Origin of the sequence: Synechococcus elongatus PCC 11801 (assembly GCF_003846445.2) — a bacterium.
Lineage (GTDB): Bacteria > Cyanobacteriota > Cyanobacteriia > Synechococcales > Synechococcaceae > Synechococcus > Synechococcus elongatus_A.
The window spans coordinates 1,273,639-1,293,921 of record NZ_CP030139.2 but is presented as its reverse complement, the minus strand read 5'-3'; the positions used below and the strand labels follow the sequence as shown (position 1 = coordinate 1,293,921).

Sequence of the window (20,283 nt, the reverse complement as noted above, 5' to 3'; positions counted from 1 at the left end):
TTTGAGTAGGGCTTTTGTTTTAGTTGGCGATCGCGCAGCCATCCAGCGAGTCATCCCAGCTCCAGACTGGTGACCCCATAGAGGCGATCGAGGGAAACCGCCGGTGCGGTGCCTCGATACATGCGAGCAGTGTCGAACATCGGTGTGAAGCCCTGGGCTGTCGCGATCGCGATCGCCGCGGTATTGACTGTGGGAATGTCCCAAAAAATGGACTGACCGATTGGAATCCGACTCTGCAGCGCGGCAAAGAGTTGCTCTGCAATCTCAGGATGATCCGCAAACAGGGGACCGATGCGATAGCCAGTATGACTCGGTCGAATCTGGCCATAGCCCTGCAAGCCTTGAGGTGTGAAATAGCCTAGGGCGATCGCTCGCGGTTGAGTCAGCCATTTTTCGAGGAATGGGCGGCGATCTTCAGGAAAAAGCTGGCGATCGTAGGTGAGGAGTGCGGGAAAATCTGTTGGTTCTACCGGACGAATCGCAGCGGGTAAGGCTGACTCGAGTGCATGACTCGGGCCGCTATAGCGCTGGTTTCGGTAGGCCAATTGAAAGCCCGATCGCTGATAGTTGTCCTGCTGGGCAACAACCCCATCCAGACCAATTAGGCGATCGCCCAAACTTGCAAGTCCAGCCTGCCAGATCGCCCAGCCATAGCCCTGGCCTCGATACTGGGGCACAACAATATAAAAGCCGACAAACCCAAAGCGATCGCCATATTTGACCGTAGAAAGACTTGCGATTGGTTGATCCCCTAGCCACCCCATCCAGAAACCTGTGGGATCAGCCGCATAGAAGCTGTCTGCATCATCGAGTCCAGGATTCCAGCCTTCTGCCGCTGCCCAAGCGATCGCCACATCCAAATCCGATCGCGTCATTGGGCGAATCGCATAGCGGGCACTCGTCATCCTCGATCTCCAGCAGCCGTACAGAGATCAATCTCGCATCTGGAAATTGACCTGCCCTAGCATGCCCAGTGGTGACGAAGTGGCAACGATCTGACCAGTTAAGAGGAATGTGACCACTAGTGCGTTTGGAAACGCTAACGGGGCTTGTTAAGTGCGTGGGCGAGCTGCAACGAGATCAAGGAAGCGTTGGATAGCCTGCCGATAGCGATCGCCCGCCAGCTTGGGTAAATCGTTGTGACCGGCCTCAGGAATCTGACAGAGTTGTTTCGGTCCCGCCGCTGCCAAAAAGAGTGCTTCGCTCATCAAAGCGGGAACCTCGGTATCCGCTTCGCCGTGCAAAATTAACACTGGAACCGAGGACTGACGCAACTTGGCGAGGGTATCAAAGCGTTGGTGGAGTAGCCAGTTTGGAATCCAAGCAAAACGACGGCGATATTGAGTCATTGCCCGCATTGAGCTGAAGGATCCTTCCAGAATTAAGCCCGCCAGCTTAGGCTGACGGTTTGCCAACTCGGCTGCGATCGCACCACCGAGCGAATGGCCACAGACCAGCAAGCGATCGCTAGGGATGGCTCGCTCTTGCGCAAGGTAGGTAACTGCGGCTTCTGCATCGGCATAGACGCGCCGTTCATTGGGGAAAGGCCCGGGGCTACGACCATAGCCGCGATACTGCAAGACCAACACTGACAGCCCCAAAGACAGCAGCTGTAGGAGTCGATCTTCTGTGTCAGCCCAGCGTCCTCGCACACCATGCAAGTACAAAACCGTCCAGGGTGTCGCGCCTTGATTGGGAAACCACCAGGCTTGAAGGCGAGGCGATCGCGCAGCTTGGGGCTGCAAGGCCATCCAGACCTCTTCAGGTTGATATTCCAACAGGGCTTTGGGTAAGGGCTCATCCTTGGCAGGCCGAAAAATCAGCCGAGACTGCCCGATCCAAATGCCAGCTAGCAGGAGCAGCACTGCAATGCCTAGCCCCAACAGGATCAGTAGGAGCGATCGCAGCATCAGGCTAGAGAGCAGGTTGCCGCAAATGCCACTCTGTAGCCTGCTCATAGGCATAGGCGACATGCAGCACTTGATCTTCTCGCAAGACGTTACCGATGACCTGCAAACCGTAGGGCAGGCCGGCGTCGTCAAAGCCACAGGGCAAGCTCAGTCCAGGTAAGCCCGCCAAGTTCACCGGAATCGTCATCAAATCTGAGAGATACATACTCAGCGGATCTGCCGTTTTTTCGCCTGCTTTGAAGGCGGTTGTCGGCGTCGTGGGCGAGACCAAAACATCGACTTCTGCAAAGGCCGCTTCAAAATCCTGCTTGATCAACGTGCGAACTTTCTGAGCTTTGAGGTAGTAGGCATCGTAGTAGCCCGCTGACAGCGCATAGGTTCCAATCATGATCCGGCGCTTGACCTCGCTGCCAAAGCCTTCGGCCCGTGTCCGGCAGTACATCTCAAGGAGCGTTTCGGCATCTTCAGCGCGATAGCCATACTTGACCCCGTCGTAGCGCGCGAGGTTGGCTGAGGCTTCCGAGGGCGCAATGATGTAGTAGGCCGGTAGTCCGTAGGCAAAACGAGGACAGGAGATTTCTCGGATTTCAGCCCCAAGCCCTTTGAGAACTTCCAAGGCTGCTTGCACGGCTTGTCCTGCTGGTGAGTCGGTTACCGTTTCGGCAATCACCCCAACTTTGAGACCTGCCAAGCTGGGCTGGAGAAATTGGGTATAGTCCGGTACCTCGACTTTGAGGCTAGTGGCATCCTTTGGATCATGACCGGCGATCGCACCCAGCAGAATTGCTGTGTCTTCAACACTGCGACTAAAGGGCCCGATCTGGTCGAGTGAAGAAGCGTAGGCCACCAAGCCATAGCGAGAAACCAATCCATAGGTCGGTTTCAGGCCCACGACACCACAAAAAGCTGCTGGTTGACGAATTGAGCCGCCCGTATCTGAGCCCAAAGCGACCACGCATTCATCAGCTGCCACTGCTGCTGCCGAACCACCAGACGAGCCGCCCGGAACACGGGTCAAATCCCAAGGGTTAGCCGTTGTTTGATAGGCAGAGTTCTCAGTTGAGCTGCCCATGGCAAACTCATCCAAGTTCGTCTTGCCAACCGCCACAGCTCCCGCTGCCGCGAGGCGCTGGGTCACAGTGGACTCATAGGGGGGCACAAATCCCTGCAAAATCTTGGAAGCGCAGGTAGTCGGAATACCACGAGTGCAGAGGTTGTCCTTGATGCCGATCGGAATGCCTGCTAGGAGGCCAATCTCTTCACCGGCAGCAAGGCGTTGATCGACTGCCTTGGCTTGGGCGACCGCTTGCTCAGCGGTGACATGCAAAAAACTTTTGAGCTGTGGCTCAAGGGTAGTGATGCGCTGTAGCGCTGCTTCAGCAATTTCGACTGCACTGCGCTCCTTGCGAACTAGTTGGCTGTGCAGTTCCCGAATTGAAGCCATGTAGCGCCCCAGCACTCCTGAAAAAGTCACTCTTCAGTATAGAAGCCGGGGCGGCGGCTCCTAACATCTCGGAGAGGAGATCGACCCTCTCCGACCCTGTCTATAGCTGGCCGCTAAAAATCGGCGTGGGAGAAGAGGATCGAGGATAAGAGCCCCAATCCTCGGTCACTGTCAAGACTTCCGGTTCCTTAGAACGCTGGATCTTGACGCGAATATTCTGAGCCCCTTCTTGCAGTAGGTCTTCCTTGTACCCTTCAACTGCAGCTTCTGCCGATGCTCGGGACAGAAACGGCCCAAAGTAATAGGTGCAGACTGGGCTATCCGTTTGAATCTCAACCCAGATAGCCAGACCTAGGTTTGCAGCGATCGCATGGGCGAGATTAATCATCGATGCCGAGACCTCGCGTAAGATCAGGAGAAAATGAAGGGCAACCGAGAGGCGGGTCGCACTTAGGCATGGTTATACTCCGAGCCTCTCGATTTTTCAATTCACTGGTAGGCGCTTAGAGCCCTAGTTCCCCAAGGCCAGCTGCTGCTCCAGCAAATTCAACTGCTGCTGTTGTCAACGCTGTGGCGCTGCTGCCAGCGATCCCCTCGAGATGATGGGTCAGTTGTTGCCGTTGCCGACTCACTTCGTAGAGCACCATCCCAGCAGCAACCGAAGCATTGAGGCTATTGGTTTTGCCGCGCAGTGGGATGGAAATCAGATGATCGCAGCGCTCCCGTGTCAGCAAGCTGAGGCCTTCGTCTTCGGAGCCCACAACCAGCACCACTGGACCACTGAAGCTGGTCTCATGGATCGATTGGCGCGCTTCGCCAGCTGCGCCATAGATCCAGAAGCCTGCATCCTTCAATTCTTCGAGAGCGCGATTGAGGTTAACCACCCGCGCCACAGGGAAGCTTTCCAAAGCGCCTGCTGCCACTTTGGCCACTGCTGCAGTGACGCCGACAGCTCGTCGCTGCGGGATCACTAAACCATGAGCACCCAAGGCTTCTGCCGTACGGATGATGGCACCCAAGTTATGGGGATCGGTGATCCCGTCCGCCACAACAATCACGGGATCAGTGGTAGTCGCTTTTGCTTGAGCGATGAGATCGCCGAGCTCTTGGTAAGGGTAAGGCGCAACTTGAGCGGCAATCCCTTGGTGAACAGCACCATCAGTCAGCTGACGAATCCGCTCAACAGGTACTTCATCCACGACCGCACCATTCGCTTTGGCGGCGTCAATCAGCTCCAGGAAAGTTGATTCGTAACGCAGACGCGGCGTTACCCAGATGCGATTGAGGGTGCGATTGCCTTGCAGCGCGGCCAGCACCGCATGACGGCCATAGATCAATTCATGATCCGTTGCTTCTTGGTCGCCAGCAGGACTGGTATTGACTTCTCGATTTAGCTCACGATCGCGGCTGGGACGGAAGCTATCGCGATCATCGCGACGATCGCTGCGGAATCCACCCCGCTCATCACGGTTTTGACGGTAGCCGCCGCGGTCATCCCGACCCCGGAAACCACCCCGATCATCGCGGCGATCGCTGCGGAATCCACCACGGTCATCGCGATTTTGACGATAGCCGCCGCCACCGCTTCCCCGGTCATCTCGACCGCGGTAACCGCCTTCCGAGCGACCTTCGAAACGACGACCTTCGCTCGGACGATCGCGATCGCTACCCCGATAACCGCCTCGATCATCCCGACCACGGAATCCACCACGGTCATCGCGATTTTGGCGATAGCCGCCACCGCTTCCCCGGTCATCCCGACCGCGGTAACCACCTTCAGAGCGGCCTTCGAAACGACGACCTTCGCTCGGACGATCACGATCGCCACCCCGATAACCGCCTCGATCATCCCGACCGCGGAATCCACCGCGGTCATCGCGATTTTGGCGATAGCCGCCACCGCTTCCCCGGTCATCCCGACCGCGGTAACCGCCCTCAGAACGGCCTTCGAAACGGCGACCCCCACTCGGGCGATCGCGGTCAAAACGACGAAAATTAGGGCGATCGTCACCCGAACGATCTTGACGTTCAGAAAAGTCAGAACGATCCGAATAGTCAGACATGAAAAAGCTCGCGCGTGAAGAAAAATTCAGAAGGGCTGGCGTCAATGTTCAGTGACGGGCAGCAGTTGGAGCAGCGCTTGCAAGCGCTGAGGATCACACAGATAGAGATAGCCCAGCAGGGTCTCTAACCCTGTTGCCTGCTGATAGCATTCCGCAGTCAGGCGGCGTGGCACTCGTCCAGCCGCATTGCGGCCTCGACGGACAATCTCAAGTTCTTCCGCTGTCAACAGCGGTAGAAGGCTCATCAACAGTTCAGCTTGGCGTTCGGCTCGCACTGCAGCGACCACAGACTGATGAAACTGATGAGAACGTTGCGCCGGCAGTAACAATCGCAGGCGCACATAGAATTCGTAGAGGGCATCTCCTAGGTAGGCTAGTGCCTGGGGCGACAGTTGCTTAGCTGCCGCAGGACTCAAGCGGCGATCGCCGCGGAGGGGGTCTGACTCGGGAACGAACAAACTCAAGACACGCTGATATTGGACAGCGCAGCGTCCACCGATGGCTGAAGCGCCAAGAAGTTTTCAAGTCGCACGAGCTTCACCGTCTGAGTGACGCGGGGATTCGTGACAATCTGTAAACTTCCTTTGTTGGTTTGGGCTTGCTTTGCAAGTTGAACCAAAGCACCGAGGCCAGAGCTATCGATAAAATCGATCTTCGAAAGATCTAAGATAGCATGCTTAGGCCCATCTTCTAGGCTCTTGCCAAGAACCTTGCGGAAGGCTGGCTCCGAGAAAGCATCGAGCTGACCCGTGAGACGGAACAATTGGTAATCGTCCCTGACTTCTACGGTTCCTCGCAAACTAACCGTCAGGGCGAGTGTTTCGCGAATGGCCGTATCCTCCAGCTTTGTCATCTCAGCAGACGCTCAAGTATAGGGGTAGGGTAGCCAGAGCTGCAACTGGTCTAACCCACTGGAGTGAGTTGGCGATCGCGCATCAAGGTCACAAATTGCTGGAAGAGATAGTCAGAATCGTGCGGGCCTGGGCTTGCTTCGGGATGATATTGCACGGAAAAGACCGGCAACTGCCGATGGCGCAAACCAGCAACCGTACGATCGTTGAGATTGAGGTGGGTTACCTCAATCTCAGGGCCTAAAGAATCTGCCGCGATCGCAAAGCCGTGGTTTTGGCTAGTGATTTCTACTTGCTGAGATAAGCCACAGGGATGGTTGAGGCCGCGATGGCCAAACTTGAGCTTGAACGTTTGGGCACCCAAGGCCAATCCAAGAATTTGGTGTCCCAAACAGATTCCAAACAGTGGCAATCCTGTCTTCAAAAGGGCTTGAGTCGTTTCAATCCCGCTGCGAACCGTCGATGGGTCGCCAGGACCATTAGACAGAAACACACCATCGGGCTGATGTCGCAGGATCTCTTCGATGGGGGTGTCAGCAGGGACGACAATCACACGGCAGCCATAGCTGGCCAAGCGGCGCAGAATATTGCGCTTGACGCCAAAGTCGATCGCCACAACAGTCAGCGATTCTGCTGTTGGCGCCTCAATAAATTCCCAGGTTTGGCTCGTAGGGGTTTGCCACTCGTAAGGGCGATCGGTTGTGACTTGCCCCACCAGGTTCAGCCCTTCCATTGAGGGAGCCGCTTTCACTTCTTCCCAGAGCTGCGCTGGATCCAGGATGGTCGTAGAGATGCCGCCGTTCATAGCCCCCGTCGATCGCAGGTGCTGAGTCAGCGCTCGGGTGTCGAGGCCATAGATGCCGACGATGTTGTGCTGACTTAAGTAGTCTGGCAACGATTTCTCAGCACGCCAGTTGCTATGTAAGCGAGCAATATTGCGGGCAATCAGGCCACTGACTTGGGGGCGTGCCGACTCCTCATCCTCAGGATTCACCCCAGTATTTCCGAGTTCTGGATAGGTGAAGCTGACAATCTGGCCGCAGTAGCTGGGATCGGTCAATACTTCTTGGTAGCCAGTCATGCCGGTGTTAAACACCACTTCACCGATGACGGTGCCGGATGCACCGCAGGCATAACCCTGGAAAACCGACCCGTCGGCCAAGACGAGAATCGCCGCTTGGCGTTCAGCAAGGGACATAACGCAGCAAAAGCCCGAGATCCGAACCATTATCGCACTGGCTCGCGATCGCAGGCAGATTTCTGACTAGCAGTGCGCCAGTCACACTCAGTCGCGCAGAAACGCAGCCAACTCCGTTAGCTTTTGCCAAGCAGCACCGCTAGCCAAAACCGAGCGCGCCAATTCCACCCCTTGATCGAGGCGATCGACTTGCTCGCCAACCTCCAGCGCTAGAGCAGCATTCAGTAGCACGGCATCCTGTTGAGCCCGCGTGCCTTTGCCCTGCAAAACGGCTTTGAGAATGTCGGCATTTTCTTCCACACTGCCGCCTTTGAGCGCAGTTGTGGGGGCGTGGGTGAGCCCCAGATCACGGGGATCAACAACCTGTTGACTGAGTTGCCCCTCGCGCACGATCGCCAGATCAGTACAGTCAGCAAGGCCAGCCTCATCCAGCCCTTCCCGCCCATGCAGCACGATCGCTCGGCGCACGCCCAGCTCTGCGAGCGCACCGGAGATGGTCGGCAGCAGCCCGGGGTTGTAGACGCCAATAACTTGTCCAGTGGGGCGTAGCGGATTGACCAAAGGACCCAGCAGATTAAAAACGGTGCGCACCCCCAGAATTTTGCGCAGCGGGGCTACTGCTTTCATGGCCGGATGCCAGCCTGGGGCAAACAGGAAGGTTATGCCAACTTCATCCACCGCCGCATGAATGCGATCGCTTGGGGCCGCGAGGTTGAGCCCCAAGGCTTCGAGCACGTCTGCGGAGCCCACTCGGCCAGAAGCTGAACGATTGCCGTGTTTAGCCACCTTGACGCCAGCGGCAGCAGTGACAAACGCCACTGCCGTAGAAATATTGAAGGTTTCGGCACCGTCACCGCCCGTTCCGCAGGTATCCACCAAAGGTTCTGTGCGATCGCGGCTGTCAACCGTGACGGCCTGTTCTTGCAGCACTTGTGCCATCGCCGCCAGCTCTTGGGCGTCGACCCCTTTACTTTGCAAGGCAGCTAAAAGGGCACCAGCCAGGGCCTCCGGCAGCGCTCCTGAAAGCCACTGCTGCATCAATTCCCGAGACTGCACTGCCCCCAGCGACTCTTGGGTCAACAGACGTTGCAGCAGGACTTGAGCTTCGGCGAAGGCAGGCGGTGCAACGATCATGGCAACAGTTCAGGCAATTGGCTCGATTTTAGAACCGATCGCGACCGAGGCTGGCTCAACGCCATGGTTCGGGTTCCACCCCTCGCATCGCCATAGCCATAAGGGCAACTACGGCAGGGGTTCTAGACAAGCGGCGATCGTTTCAGCAACCGAAGCGGCCAAGGCCGTGAGGTCGTATCCGCCCTCCAAGCCAAACAGAATCGGTACCTGCAGCGATCGCAACTGGCGCGTCAAATCGCCATAGTCAGCTGGTTGCAAGCGCATATTCGCGAGCGGATCAGCTGCTGCTGCGTCGTAGCCCGCACTGACAATCAGGAGCTGCGGCTGCCAAGACTGCAGGAATGGCAAGACCGACTGCTTAAAGCACTGGCGATAGTCCTGTCCATCGCTGCCGGGAGGCAGGGGCAAATTGCAAACGTTGTCGTACAGGCCGGTTTCTGTCACTGACCCAGTCCCGGGATAGGCCGGACTTTGGTGCAACGAGACGTAGGCGATCGCTGGCTGATGATCAATCAGCGCTTGGGTGCCATTGCCATGGTGAACATCCCAATCGACGATCGCCACTTTGGTCAGACCTTGCGCAAGGGCATAACGCGCTGCGATCGCAGCATTGCCAAACAGGCAAAACCCCATGCCATGAGTCGCTAAGGCGTGATGACCTGGTGGTCGCGTCAGCGCAAAGGCAGCACTGACTTCCTGCTGGAGCAAGAGGTCAATGCCATCCAGCCAAGCATTGACCGCCAGTAAGGCTACGTCATAGCTCGCTGGGGAGCAGGGGGTATCAGGATCGAGCAAGCCCCCGCCCCGTTCAGACAACTGATAGACAGTCTCCAGATAGTGATGCGAGTGACAGGCCACGATCCAAGGCAACGGCGATCGCTCCTCCAAGGTTGTCGGTGATCGCCAATCGAGTTGGTTTCTCCAAGGCTGCGATCGCAGGTGAGCCACTGTTGCGGTCAAGCGTTCCGGCCGTTCGGGATGCCCTGCCCCTGTTTCATGCGCCAGAAAGCGATCGCTGTAAATAACAGGGACTCGATCAGAAACCATAGCCAACCGCTGTTGTTCTTCCGCGAGTCTAGCGAGTTACTCGCCGGCATAACGATGGCGTCAAGCAGGGTACTCCGCCAGCTTGCGATCGGTGATCGCGGCGTACGGGGGAACAAGCAAGTGGCAAGCTGGAAACAACGACCGCTCGAGGAGGTCCCTGTGAACTTTGGCTATGGTCCCAGCCCATCACCGTGGCGCAGTCTGGCCACAATCGCGGTCATCGTGCTGGTGTTATCCCTTTTGCCCAATTGGCTGCGGGATGCCTTATTTGGTCTCGTTGGGCTACTGATTCTGTTGCCAATTCTGGGAATCCTCGGCCTGCGCTGGTGGATTAACCGCAACTTGGTCAATGCACCCTGTCCCGTTTGCGGTACAACCGTCAGCGGTCTTGGTCAGTCTCAGCTGCAGTGTCCTGGCTGCGGCGAAGTGCTCCAGGTCAAGGATCGCCAACTGGTGCGACTGACACCACCGGGGACCCTCGACGTGCAAGCCGTCGAAGTTCAAGATCTGAGCGAAGACTAACGCCCTGACAGCATGAGCTGGTAAGGATGGCTTTGACCTTGGCGATCGCCCACGTAGATGTTGTAGACCCCCGCTGGCCAAACGCCGACATGCTGAGGGCTACGCCCCCCTTGCCCCATGGAACAGAGTCGGCCTGAGGGGCCTTCAATCAGCAGAGTGGGGTTGCCCGCCGCCGACACACTGATCCGCAAATAGCCGGATTGCTCCACATACTGCGGGCTGATGGTGACTTGCTCGTTGGGACGATCGCTAATGTAGCCACAATCGCTGGCGCGGTTACCGCCTGAGACGCCCGACATTTGCAAGTTGGGGGACTGATCGATACGAGCTGACCCTGCCTGTGCTGCCGAGAAAGGCAGGATTGCCGCGATCGCCAGGAGAGACCAGAAGATGTAACGCATAGTCGGCCCACACTCCAATGCTGCTGCCTCACTTTCATTCTGAGTGGCAGCAGCGAATGACTTCCATCAGCCTGTGGCTGTTCCTCAAGCGTCCTGAAAAGGGATCGGCCTCTCAGGAAGACAGCAGCGTTTCTCAGGATCACCCACCTCCATGTCGCAGCTCCAGCAATTCTGTAGCGCTGGTAGCAGTGGCGATCGCGAAATTGTAAATAATCACTACACAGATAAGATCTGAGATAGCAGTATTGACGCTTAGTCAAGACTTGGTTACTTTGTGTAACAATTCAGAAAGATTCTGAAATAGTCGCTGTCCCAGACAGTCCGTCCCTTGTTAGTGCAGGAGGCGTTTATGCTCCCCCCTCTCCCTGATTTTTCTTTAAGCGTGGAACAGCAGTTTGATCTGCAAAAGTATCGCCAACAGGTCCGCAATATCTCGCGGGAAGCCTTAGAAGATCTGTTCATCGAGGTCGTTCGCCAGAAGATGGCGCACGAGAACATCTTCAAAGGCATGATTCGCCAAGGTAGCTAAGACATGGGTGTGGCTTGCCCGCGAGGCGTTGTCGACCCAGCGATGAGTGCTGTGCTTCCGGGCAGATCCGGCCACTATAATCGCGATTGCGCTGAGAGCGATCGCTGGCAATTCAATCTAAAAAGTGAATAAGCATTAGCGACTCAAGCCAGCAATTTGCGATCGCTGGAGCAAGCTATCTACGGCGATCGCTAGATGCAGTTTAGGTCTTTTATTCATGCAATTGGATTGATGGCAGGCAGATTCCCTGCCGCATTGCGGCTAATCCAGGACGCTATCTTGAACTTGACTGCTGTGGCTGCGTGGGTCGCTTTGGCTCGAACGACTGGGCTGTAGGCCTGCTGAAAACTCAGAAAGGTTGCCCCGAGCATTGGTGTAAGGCAAAGGTTGGGACTCGATCAGTGCGTCGAGGTTCGCCGCCAAGATGGAGCGAGGCAGCTCGCCAATACTGATGCCTTGGGGTTGGCCTTGACCGTCAAGATAGACAAACTGGGGAATTCCATCAACGTTGTAGTCCAAGACTTCTGGCAGCCATTTGTCGTTGTCGATGTTGAGCATGACAAAGTCGAGGCGATCGCCATAGTCCTGTTTCAAGGCAGCAAGGCGACCCGCCATGGCCTGACAGCTGGTACACCAGTCGGCATAAAACTCCAGCAGCATTGGGCGATCGTTAGCGATCGCTACTTCGTAGGGTGTCGAGGACTGAGCAAGAGTTGCTAGGGATGCAGCTGCTGAAGGCTGACGAGAACCGAGCAGCACTAGGATGGTGAGAATAAGAGCTGCGGCAAGCACCAAGACATTGCGAAGACGGCTAGGCAGAGAATTATCCGCAGTCATACTTACTCTAGAATTGCCGGGACAGTCTCAGTTTATCGAAGCCCAGTCGCTTGGGGCACAGTCCCCACAGTTATGAAGAAGCGCGTCACCCTCACTTTTCCACGGCGAATTGTCCAGATGCCAATTACCTATCGGTTGGCAACAGAGTTCAATGTCGCTGCAAACATTATTCGCGCTCAAATTACCCCCAATCAAAGCGGCAAATTGGTGGTGGAACTGTCGGGAGATATTGATGCGCTTGAAGCCGCGATCGACTGGATGGGATCACAGGATATTAGTGTTTCGCTGACGACGGCTGAAATTGTGATTGATCGCGATCGCTGTGTGGACTGTGGTCTTTGTACGGGAGTCTGTCCAACAGGAGCCCTCCGACTCGATCCCAAAACCTTCCAGCTGCAGTTTGATCGTCCGCGCTGTAGCGTTTGCGAACAATGTATTCCTGCTTGTCCTGTTCAAGCGATCGCAACGAATTTGTAATCTAACCATGGCAACTACAACGCGCAGGCCTTCGATTCTCCTTCCGTCGTGGTGGTTAGTGCTATTTACCTACATGACGTTTGGCTGGTATTGGCACAGCCTCTTTGAAATGATTGATAGCATGCCTTTTTTTCGGCATCTGCCAATTCTCTTTTGGCCGTTTATTCTTATTGTGAATCTATTCATTATCAGTCTTTGTACAGTGCCTCGCAGCTTAATTAACTCACGCTTTTTAAGTTGGTTTGACTCCAGTCTATTCTCCTTTATCTTCGTAATCTTTGCGAGTGTTCTCTCAGTTTTGATCTTGACTCACATTAATGCACTAGCTACGTTATTAATCCTTGGTACTGTCATTGCGATCGCTCGTCTTGATTTGCAGATTCGCGCCTATTCTACGGTGCGATCGTGGTTATCTCTCTTGATTGCAGCCCTGATTGGTAGTGGACTCGGAATTACAGCTCATCATTGGCATCAGACCGATGCGATAACTTTGGCACGATCGCCAATGATTCAGCTTTTTATCAGTCAAACGGCTGCTCTCGACCACCCGCTCAGCTCAATGTTTGAGCTGACTTAAAAGTAATCGTTGTTTAATCGCAGACTATTGGCCTAACTCCTGAATACGCTGATTCAAAGTGCGATCGCTTTGGCGCAGATAATTCCAATAGTTACCCAAGACTTTTTCCACATAGTCTCGCGTTTCAGGGAAGGGAATTTGCTCAATCCAGCGATCGCGGTCATCACGGCCAAAGCGCTGTACCCAATTCTCGACATTGCCCGGCCCGGCGTTGTAGCTTGCGATCGCTAGCAAGCTGTCATTGCGCCAATAGTTCAGCACGTTGCGAAGGTAGCGACTGCCCAGCTGAATATTGGTCTGTGGATCGCCGAGATCATATTGCTGCAGTCCCAGTTCGGTAGCAACTTCTGCTGCTGTTTCCGGCATCAATTGCATCAAGCCTCGGGCTCCGACCACGGAGGTGGCACCAGGCAGAAAGCGCGACTCTTGCCGAATCAGTCCCAAGACTAAAAGTGGGTTGAGGCGATCGCGCTGAGTCGCTGCTGTAATTTCCTCAGCAAAGACAACCGGATAGAGAGTGCTGACAAAATCGGGCCGCTGGCGCAGCGGACTCTCCACCGGCAGGCTTTTCAGCAGACTGGCGGCGAGATCGTAGCGGGCGATGCTGGCTTCGAGCAGGGCAGAGATGTAGCGATCGCTGGGACTGGCATCAGCACTAGGGCCTTCTTGTTGCCAGAGCCGCCAAGCATCTTCCGTTTGCCCGAGAATGTACAGCTCCTTGAGAACCTCTGATCCTGCGGGTAGCGCTTGGGGTGATGGGGCTTGCGGCCACGCAGGTTGCTGCGCCTGCAGCGTTAGAAAGTCTCCGACCGGCCAGCCAAGTGCCGCCGCCGATCGCCAAGCATAGTAGGAGTCCGGCTGCTGCCGCAGCACGGTTTGCCAAGCCTCTTGCGCGGCGGCAGTTTGTCCAAGCTGAGATTGCCAACGACCCAGCCAAAAGCCCGCTTGGGCAGCAGCTTCTGTGGCAGGGCTGCGATCGCGGGTCTGGGTGACGAGAGCGATCGCTTGGGGCAGATTCCCCGCTTCTGCTTGTTGCCAGGCTTGTCGCCAGCGGAGGGCGGCAGCTTCTGGGGAATTGGGGAAGCGCTGCAGCAGGATTTGTTGATAGCGCGGTTCCGTCGCTGCAGCCAAGCCCAACGCTTCCGGTAAGGTGCGCGCAAACTGCTGTTCTAGTAGTTGCAGGTAGCGATCGCGATTGGCTGGATCTAGTCGGACGAGGTGAACGAATGCCCGCTCCCGTTCAGAGGACTGGGGAAATCGCTGCAGTAGCTGTTGATAGAGCGATCGCGCTAGCTCAGGTTGATTGCTGAGGTCTCGACTACGTGCCTGCCGATAGAGGGTTTCATCGGTTTGGGGCGATCGCGCGTACAGATCCGCGGCTGTCGCATAGTCGTCTCGCTGCCAATAGGCATCGGCAATCTGTTGGCGATCGCTGGCCGTGAGATTGGGCTGTGCTTGGAGTTCAGCTAAAACGGCATCAATATCAAAGCGATAGCGACCAAACTGGGCAATGTGCAATAGCCAGCGCTTGGCCTCGGTCGGACGCTGCTGAGCGAGCTGGCGAGCCAACTCATTGCTGGCTGGATAGCGGGGCCAGCGCTGAATCGCGGCCGCGGCTGCATCCCATTGTTCAAGTGCCAGAACTGCTTCCGCTTGAACGGGGCTCTCAGGATAGCTGCTGAGCAGTTGCCGCCAAGTTTCCTGTGGGTCTTGTCCGAGCTGCGTCTGCAGTTGAGCCCGTAGCTTGAGAATGTAAGGCCCCAGGAGCGGATAGGAGCGCTCTAGTCCTTGAATGGCTTGCAGGGCAGCTTGTGGTTGATCAGCGGCGATCGCTTGGGCATAGAGAAAACGGGCCCGCTGACGCGTAGCAGCATCCATCGCGAAGCGCGATTGCCAGCGCAGCTCAGCAAAATCAGACTGACGCAGGGCGATCGCTGTCTCGGGGGTGGGCGATCGCCACCAAATGCCTAGCAGGACGACGAGTGCTGCTGCTCCAAGACTGCCACTGCTGAGAAGAAACCAAGTGCGCCGCCGTCGCCAGAGCGATCGGGTTGGGGTGCGATTTGGGGATTCTGTAGAGGGAGAAGGAGCAGACATCGGCCTAGGGTAACACTGCAACCGTTAGAATCTTCTGCGGGTTCTATTTACCCGGTCTATGTTCAACCGTCGTCGCTATCGTTGGTTTGGAATCAGCTTGGCCGTGACGGCTGTGGTCTGGATTGTGCGAGGTCTGGGCTGGCTAGGTTTCTTGCCAAGCGCTATCCTCTGGCTACTCTTACTGGTCTCTGCAGTTCTTGGATTGCAAGCCCTCTACGCCCCGCGACGCTGGCGTTAATCCAGGCTGAAAGCGCGTCCTCAGTGTCTATTCGTCTTTTGTCCAACTGCGAAGGTGTGTGGAATGGTCTCAGCGGCACGTTGGGAAACAGCAGTCGAAGCAGCTCCTTGGATTGCAGCGATCGCTAGCCAGGGACCTTTGTTTGGCACTGATGGCATTCGCGGTCGCGTCGGTGAGCATCTCACCGCACCGCTGGCCCAGCAAGTTGGCTTTTGGACGGGACAAGTGCTGCGGCAAGCAGTGGGCGATCAAGGACCAGTTGTCGTTGGACAAGACTCCCGAAATTCCAGCAATATGCTGGCGATGGCGCTCTCTTCGGGGCTGGCCGCTGCCGGGGTCGAAGTCTTGCATCTCGGTCTTTGTCCCACGCCGGGGGTGGCTTACCTTACGCATCACAGCGAAGCCATCGGCGGCGTGATGATTTCTGCCAGCCACAATCCCCCGGGTGACAACGGCATCAAAGTCTTTGGCGCAGATGGCAGCAAGCTCGATCGCCAGCTCCAAGCGGCGATCGAAGCCGGACTGCGGGGTCAGCAGCCCAGCCTACCTGCAACGACGTGGGGGCAGCATTACTACCAACCCCAACTCGCCGATCACTACCAAGCTGCGATCGCCCAATCTTTGGGACACCGCACCAACCTACAGGGTCTCAAAATTGTCCTCGACTTAGCATGGGGGGCCGCTGCACTGCTTGCCCCGCGGCTCTTCCGAGAGCTGGGGGCTGAGGTCATAGCCCTACATGACCTGCCCGATGGCAATCGCATCAATGTCAACTGCGGCTCCACCCATCTGGCACGGCTCCAAGCCACTGTGCTCGAACAGGGTGCAGACATGGGCTTTGCCTTTGATGGGGACGCCGATCGCGTTTTGGCCGTTGATCAGCGTGGTCGTAGTGTTGATGGAGACCACATCCTCTTCCTCTGGGGGCGGGAACTACAGCGGCAGCAACAGCTTCCGGGTCAGGCGATCGTGACGACCGTGATGGCCAATCTGGGCTTTGAGCGAGCTTGGCAAGCGGTGGGTGGCGAATTTGTTCGCACCGCTGTCGGCGATCAATATGTCCAAGCGGAAATGCAAGCACGCGGCGCGATGCTGGGTGGCGAACAGTCCGGCCACATCCTCTGCCGCCACTATGCTCTGACTGGGGATGGCACCCTGACGGCAGCTCACATTGCAGCCCTCGTGCAAGCGAGCGGTGTCTCCCTCGCTGATCTCGTTGATCAGAGTTTCCGTCCCTATCCGCAACTTCTGCGCAATGTGCGGGTTGAAGATCGCGATCGCCGCTGCAATTGGCAAGATTGCACTGCCTTGACCCAGGCGATCGCAGCAGCCGAAGCGGATATGGGCGATCGCGGTCGTGTCTTGGTTCGGGCGTCCGGTACTGAACCGCTGCTGCGAATCATGGTGGAAGCAGAAGAAGCCCAGCAGGTTGAGCACTGGACCACGCATCTAGTTCAAGTCGCGGAATCCCAGCTGCTGTAGACCGCAGGGCTATCACCCACTAAACCTCCAGCTCTTCAAACTCGATCACCTGCCCTTCCCAGTCTTTGACCAGAAACAGGAGGGGTAGTTGTCGTTTGAGCTTGAAAGGTAAGCCTTGCGCTTGAATGCGACTGAGGATTTGCTGCAGGCCATCGCGATCGAAAGAGACCTGCCGCAACCGCTGGCGATCGCCCGGATTGGCACCCGCAACCACATGCAGTTGGGTTTTGCGCTTGAGCCGATACCAGAGCCCATCTTGAAGGCGATCGCGACCCAGGCGTGAGGGTGGCGCAATCCCCAGGGCCCCGTCATAGCCCAGACCAGCGAGCCCCTGTTCAGTGTTGTAGTAGTAGTTCAGCGGCACATCCGCCGCCGCCAAGCCCAGCACCCGCTCGTAGAAAATCTGCGCTTGAGCAAGATCTGACACCAGCACCGTATGCACCTTCGGCGTGCTGCTCAGGAATAGCCACAGAGCACCGGCATAGGCTGCCAATAGCCCAATCATGATTCCCTGGGTTGAAAACATCAGATCCCAGGGCACCAGCGAAGCCCAGAGTAGCGGCGAGATCATGGTTAGTACAGGGCAGATGAGTGGGGAACAGATGACTTCCAGCTCTGGGTAGGCAGGGCTGATTCAGGACTGGGAGCCTGTCTTTATTCTCCGATCTGCCTCCCAGACTTAGCGCCTGATCGCGGCTGACAGATTGAGAGGAGCCACTGCCTAGCGGTTGAGGAAGTCGAGAATCCCGGCGGCGATCGCCTGTGCCATCTGCGATCGGAAGGTGGGATCCGCAAGGCGGGCCGCATCTTGAGCGCCGGTCACAAAGCCAACTTCTACCAAGCTGGAGGGCATGCTGGTTTGGCGAATCACGTAGAAGCGCGCCTGCTTGACCCCGCGATTGCGCATGTCGGGGAAAGATTGCATCATCCGGTCTTGGATAGCCTGTGCCAGCGGTCGACTTGCAGCTGTGAAGAAGTAGGTTTCCAGTCCGTTAACATCGGGCCGACTCATGCTGAGAGCGTTGGCATGAATGCTGACGAACACTGTGGCTCGCGCCCGTTGAGCGATCGCCACTCGCGGGGCTAAATCAACCTCGCGATCGTCTTGGCGCGTCATCACGACCTGTGCCCCCTGGGCTTGCAGCAGGCGGGTGACTTGGGTGGAGATATCGAGCACGATATCGGTCTCGCGAATACCACCGATGCCGATCGCGCCTGGATCTCGGCCGCCATGACCCGGATCGATCACGATCACTGCTGGTCGACTCAGGGGCGGCAGTCCCGTCTGAGCGGGCTGAGAAGCAGCGCCGAAACTAGGCGTAATTGAAAGGAATGATGGGGGCGCTGTGGAGAGTGTCGGGACGCTGGCTAGCTTGGGGAGCGTCAGGCTCAAGAGTCCTTCTGGTGTAATCACTGGCGTCTCGAGGCGACTCCCCGATCGCGTCCGCAGATTGATCACCACATCATTGCCTTGGCGATTGACATCCAAGCGCAACAGCGTCAATGGAGGGGGAAGGGTGCGGAAGTTGAGGGGCAGCTGAGTATTGAACAGAATCAGCTGATAATTGCCACCAATGTCCGGTCGCCAGTCGAACTGAACCGGTTGGTCAGTGCGGAGCAATAGTTGACCCTCGGCAGTCACCTCGAGGCTTTTGAGCCGATTACTGGCTGTCTGAGCGATCGCGGGCTGAGCCTGTAGCGCTTCGAAGCTGATCAGAGCCGGTAGACAGGCGATCGCCACAGCAGCGCTCCGAGCTGGCCAGCGTTTGTTCACGCCTCTCTCTCCTATTGAGAACAGTTATCAAAGGCCATGATGCGCTGCGCGAAGGTTCAGTTCCCTAGCGGCGGCGACCCCGGTCATCATAGCGAGCCGCCTCCGTTTCGGAAATCAAACGAGCACTAGTGAACTTGAAAGCATCTCGGCTGAGGTAAGGGTAGTCACTGACCCAGAGATCGAGCGCTGGCACGTAGGCGTCGCTGTAGGCTTCCAGTTTGGCCAGCTGCGGATCGTTGGAGAACAAGAGCAATTGCACCAGTTGCCCACGCCGCAGCTTTTTGTAGTCGTTTTTGATCGGGACCTGCAGTCGCAGCTCAAAGTCGTTCTCGTCAACGACCTCAATGTTGACGCGGGTTTCCACCTTATCAATCAGCACCAAGCGACCTTGGGCATTCACCGTTTCTTCAGTCCCAATCCGCGCTTGGCTGCGATAGAGATCGACGATTTCTCCTTCCCAAAAAGCCGCATAGCGATAGCGGCGTAGGCGGTAGTTGCGCTGCGCTGCCCGCGCAATTGGTCCCCACCACCAATAGAGACCGCCCAAAATACCGACAACGAGGGCAATCTCACCAGAAACACCCGCGAGGGTTTCGGCCAGTAATGCACCCACAGCCATGATCACGGAGATCAGCAGCCGCCGCAAAAAGTCCTGGGGCTTGCCCCAGCAGTAGCGGTATTGCGGCCCCGTGGCGATCGCGGGAATCAGTTGCCGAGTGCTGGCTTCGGTGATGGGAATCAACATGGCCTTGGCTTAAAGAATGCGATCGAGGCCGTAGATCAGCCCCGTCAGTTGCCGCACCTTCCGCACCGCAAGGAGCACACCCGGCATGTAGCAACTGCGGTCCATCGTGTCGTGGCGCAGCGTCAAAATTTCACCCGGCGCACCAAAAATCACTTCTTCGTGGGCAATCAGACCCGGCAGACGGACGCTGTGGATGCGGATGTTCTCGGGCCCCAATGCCCCGCGAGCACCCGGCATTGTCTCTTTCTCAGTCACCTTGGGTGGATTAAAGGTTTTGCCCAATTCCGCCAACATCTGAGCGGTTTTAATCGCCGTGCCGCTGGGGGCATCGGCCTTCTGGTCGTGGTGCAGCTCCAAAATCTCGACGTGGTCGTAGAAGCGGCTGGCTTGAATGGCAGCCTGCATCAGCAACACCATGCCGATTGAGAAGTTGGGGATTACAAGGCAGCCGACGCTGGCTTTATCGGCAAATTCCGCCAACTCTTGCAATTGCTCGTTCGTTAAGCCGGTGGTGCCCACGACTGGCCGCACACCGTAGGCGATCGCCTTGCGCACATTGTCGTAGATGCAATCAGGGTGGGTGAAATCGACGACGACTGGCACTTCCCGCTCCTGCGAAGCGAGGCAAAGCATCCCTTCGAGGTCATTGGTGACCGGCACTTCCAGCGGCCCAATCCCGACGATCTCGCCGATGTCTTGCCCTTGCACATCAGCACTGCGGGCGATCGCACCCACCAAGGTCAGATCATCTGCTGCCGCGATCGCCTTGATCGTTTCGCGCCCCATCTTGCCAGTCGCGCCATTGACAACCACGGGGATCGGGTGAGCCATAAACCAGTCACAGAATCTTGCACTGTTGCCATTGTTTCCTGAAATGGCAGGTCGCGGTCGAAACTGACCTAGCCACAGCACAAAAAGGAGCGATCGCCATTCTGTCAAGTTTTGTGAAGTTACTTG

General features: G+C 56.7%; 23 protein-coding genes. 6 read left to right on the top strand and 17 right to left on the bottom strand.

Translation table 11 applies throughout. From position 1 onward, the window contains the following. Positions 1-50 precede the first annotated feature (50 nt). The 10 genes from DOP62_RS06175 to DOP62_RS06130 all read right to left on the bottom strand — a co-directional run bounded on the left by DOP62_RS06175 (position 51) and on the right by DOP62_RS06130 (position 9,647). Positions 51-905, bottom strand: a complete 855-nt coding sequence (locus DOP62_RS06175) for a GNAT family N-acetyltransferase (protein WP_208676386.1) — start codon at positions 903-905, stop codon at positions 51-53. Between the two features lie 147 nt (positions 906-1,052). Next, positions 1,053-1,964: an alpha/beta hydrolase gene (locus tag DOP62_RS06170; protein ID WP_370538899.1), complete on the bottom strand. Its 912-nt coding sequence runs from the start codon at positions 1,962-1,964 to the stop codon at positions 1,053-1,055. Further along, on the bottom strand, positions 1,915-3,354 hold the full coding sequence (gene gatA / locus DOP62_RS06165; protein WP_208676388.1) for an Asp-tRNA(Asn)/Glu-tRNA(Gln) amidotransferase subunit GatA: 1,440 nt from the start codon (positions 3,352-3,354) through the stop codon (positions 1,915-1,917). The genes DOP62_RS06170 and gatA overlap by 50 nt, the downstream gene beginning before the upstream one ends. Before the next feature lie 100 nt (positions 3,355-3,454). Beyond that, the gene (locus DOP62_RS06160; protein ID WP_208676389.1) at positions 3,455-3,742 is read right to left on the bottom strand and encodes a DUF1816 domain-containing protein; all 288 of its coding nucleotides are present in this window, start codon (positions 3,740-3,742) and stop codon (positions 3,455-3,457) included. A gap of 115 nt (positions 3,743-3,857) precedes the next feature. Further along, positions 3,858-5,417 carry a 23S rRNA (guanosine(2251)-2'-O)-methyltransferase RlmB gene (rlmB, locus tag DOP62_RS06155; RefSeq protein ID WP_370538898.1) on the bottom strand — a complete coding sequence of 520 codons (1,560 nt, stop codon included), beginning with the start codon at positions 5,415-5,417 and terminating at the stop codon, positions 3,858-3,860. Positions 5,418-5,458: 41 nt separating this feature from the next. Further along, positions 5,459-5,875, bottom strand: coding sequence for a Mini-ribonuclease 3 (locus tag DOP62_RS06150; protein WP_208676903.1), 417 nt, complete (start codon positions 5,873-5,875; stop codon positions 5,459-5,461). 2 nt (positions 5,876-5,877) lie between these two features. Beyond that, complete coding sequence (locus DOP62_RS06145) at positions 5,878-6,270, bottom strand: STAS domain-containing protein (RefSeq protein WP_208676393.1); 393 nt, start codon at positions 6,268-6,270, stop codon at positions 5,878-5,880. A 50-nt stretch (positions 6,271-6,320) separates the two neighbouring features. Then, entirely contained in the window at positions 6,321-7,496 is a 1,176-nt protein-coding gene (gene carA, locus DOP62_RS06140) for a glutamine-hydrolyzing carbamoyl-phosphate synthase small subunit (RefSeq protein WP_208676395.1), read from the bottom strand. Positions 7,497-7,553: 57 nt separating this feature from the next. After that, positions 7,554-8,600 (bottom strand): anthranilate phosphoribosyltransferase, encoded by a 1,047-nt coding sequence (trpD, locus tag DOP62_RS06135; protein ID WP_208676397.1) that lies wholly within the window; start codon positions 8,598-8,600, stop codon positions 7,554-7,556. Between the two features lie 108 nt (positions 8,601-8,708). Further along, on the bottom strand, positions 8,709-9,647 hold the full coding sequence (locus DOP62_RS06130) for a histone deacetylase family protein (protein ID WP_208676399.1): 939 nt from the start codon (positions 9,645-9,647) through the stop codon (positions 8,709-8,711). Between the two features lie 54 nt (positions 9,648-9,701). Here DOP62_RS06130 and DOP62_RS06125 point away from each other — a divergent pair, with 54 nt between their 5' ends. Further along, on the top strand, positions 9,702-10,169 hold the full coding sequence (locus tag DOP62_RS06125) for a hypothetical protein (protein ID WP_261790038.1): 468 nt from the start codon (positions 9,702-9,704) through the stop codon (positions 10,167-10,169). Here the strand turns inward: DOP62_RS06125 and DOP62_RS06120 are convergent. Next, positions 10,166-10,570 carry a hypothetical protein gene (locus tag DOP62_RS06120; RefSeq protein WP_208676411.1) on the bottom strand — a complete coding sequence of 135 codons (405 nt, stop codon included), beginning with the start codon at positions 10,568-10,570 and terminating at the stop codon, positions 10,166-10,168. The two genes, DOP62_RS06125 and DOP62_RS06120, sit on opposite strands and share 4 nt — an antisense overlap. Positions 10,571-10,919: 349 nt before the next feature. Here DOP62_RS06120 and nblA point away from each other — a divergent pair, with 349 nt between their 5' ends. After that, positions 10,920-11,099 (top strand): phycobilisome degradation protein NblA, encoded by a 180-nt coding sequence (nblA, locus tag DOP62_RS06115; RefSeq protein ID WP_208676413.1) that lies wholly within the window; start codon positions 10,920-10,922, stop codon positions 11,097-11,099. Positions 11,100-11,360: 261 nt separating this feature from the next. Here nblA and txlA read toward each other — a convergent pair whose 3' ends face one another. Then, on the bottom strand, positions 11,361-11,936 hold the full coding sequence (gene txlA, locus DOP62_RS06110; RefSeq protein WP_208676415.1) for a thiol:disulfide interchange protein TxlA: 576 nt from the start codon (positions 11,934-11,936) through the stop codon (positions 11,361-11,363). Positions 11,937-12,008: 72 nt separating this feature from the next. Between txlA and DOP62_RS06105 the strand changes: the two genes are divergently transcribed. Next, positions 12,009-12,413: an NIL domain-containing protein gene (locus tag DOP62_RS06105; protein ID WP_208676417.1), complete on the top strand. Its 405-nt coding sequence runs from the start codon at positions 12,009-12,011 to the stop codon at positions 12,411-12,413. A gap of 304 nt (positions 12,414-12,717) precedes the next feature. Then, positions 12,718-12,990 (top strand): hypothetical protein, encoded by a 273-nt coding sequence (locus tag DOP62_RS06100; protein ID WP_261790039.1) that lies wholly within the window; start codon positions 12,718-12,720, stop codon positions 12,988-12,990. A 24-nt stretch (positions 12,991-13,014) separates the two neighbouring features. On the opposite strand, the gene DOP62_RS06095 is transcribed toward DOP62_RS06100, so the two are convergent. Further along, complete coding sequence (locus tag DOP62_RS06095; protein ID WP_370538897.1) at positions 13,015-15,087, bottom strand: transglycosylase SLT domain-containing protein; 2,073 nt, start codon at positions 15,085-15,087, stop codon at positions 13,015-13,017. A gap of 58 nt (positions 15,088-15,145) precedes the next feature. Between DOP62_RS06095 and DOP62_RS06090 the strand changes: the two genes are divergently transcribed. Both DOP62_RS06090 and glmM read left to right on the top strand, forming a co-directional pair. Then, complete coding sequence (locus DOP62_RS06090) at positions 15,146-15,325, top strand: hypothetical protein (protein WP_208676419.1); 180 nt, start codon at positions 15,146-15,148, stop codon at positions 15,323-15,325. A gap of 63 nt (positions 15,326-15,388) precedes the next feature. After that, entirely contained in the window at positions 15,389-16,807 is a 1,419-nt protein-coding gene (glmM, locus tag DOP62_RS06085; RefSeq protein ID WP_208676421.1) for a phosphoglucosamine mutase, read from the top strand. A 19-nt stretch (positions 16,808-16,826) separates the two neighbouring features. Here the strand turns inward: glmM and DOP62_RS06080 are convergent, their stop codons facing one another. The 4 genes from DOP62_RS06080 to dapB all read right to left on the bottom strand — a co-directional run bounded on the left by DOP62_RS06080 (position 16,827) and on the right by dapB (position 20,157). Beyond that, positions 16,827-17,378: a glyoxalase-like domain protein gene (locus DOP62_RS06080; protein ID WP_208676423.1), complete on the bottom strand. Its 552-nt coding sequence runs from the start codon at positions 17,376-17,378 to the stop codon at positions 16,827-16,829. A 150-nt stretch (positions 17,379-17,528) separates the two neighbouring features. Beyond that, positions 17,529-18,581 carry an N-acetylmuramoyl-L-alanine amidase family protein gene (locus DOP62_RS06075; RefSeq protein WP_208676425.1) on the bottom strand — a complete coding sequence of 351 codons (1,053 nt, stop codon included), beginning with the start codon at positions 18,579-18,581 and terminating at the stop codon, positions 17,529-17,531. A gap of 64 nt (positions 18,582-18,645) precedes the next feature. Then, a complete protein-coding gene (locus DOP62_RS06070) occupies positions 18,646-19,326 on the bottom strand; it encodes a hypothetical protein (RefSeq protein WP_208676427.1) in 681 nt (226 codons plus the stop codon). 9 nt (positions 19,327-19,335) lie between these two features. Next, positions 19,336-20,157: a 4-hydroxy-tetrahydrodipicolinate reductase gene (gene dapB, locus DOP62_RS06065; RefSeq protein ID WP_208676429.1), complete on the bottom strand. Its 822-nt coding sequence runs from the start codon at positions 20,155-20,157 to the stop codon at positions 19,336-19,338. Positions 20,158-20,283: the final 126 nt, after the last annotated feature.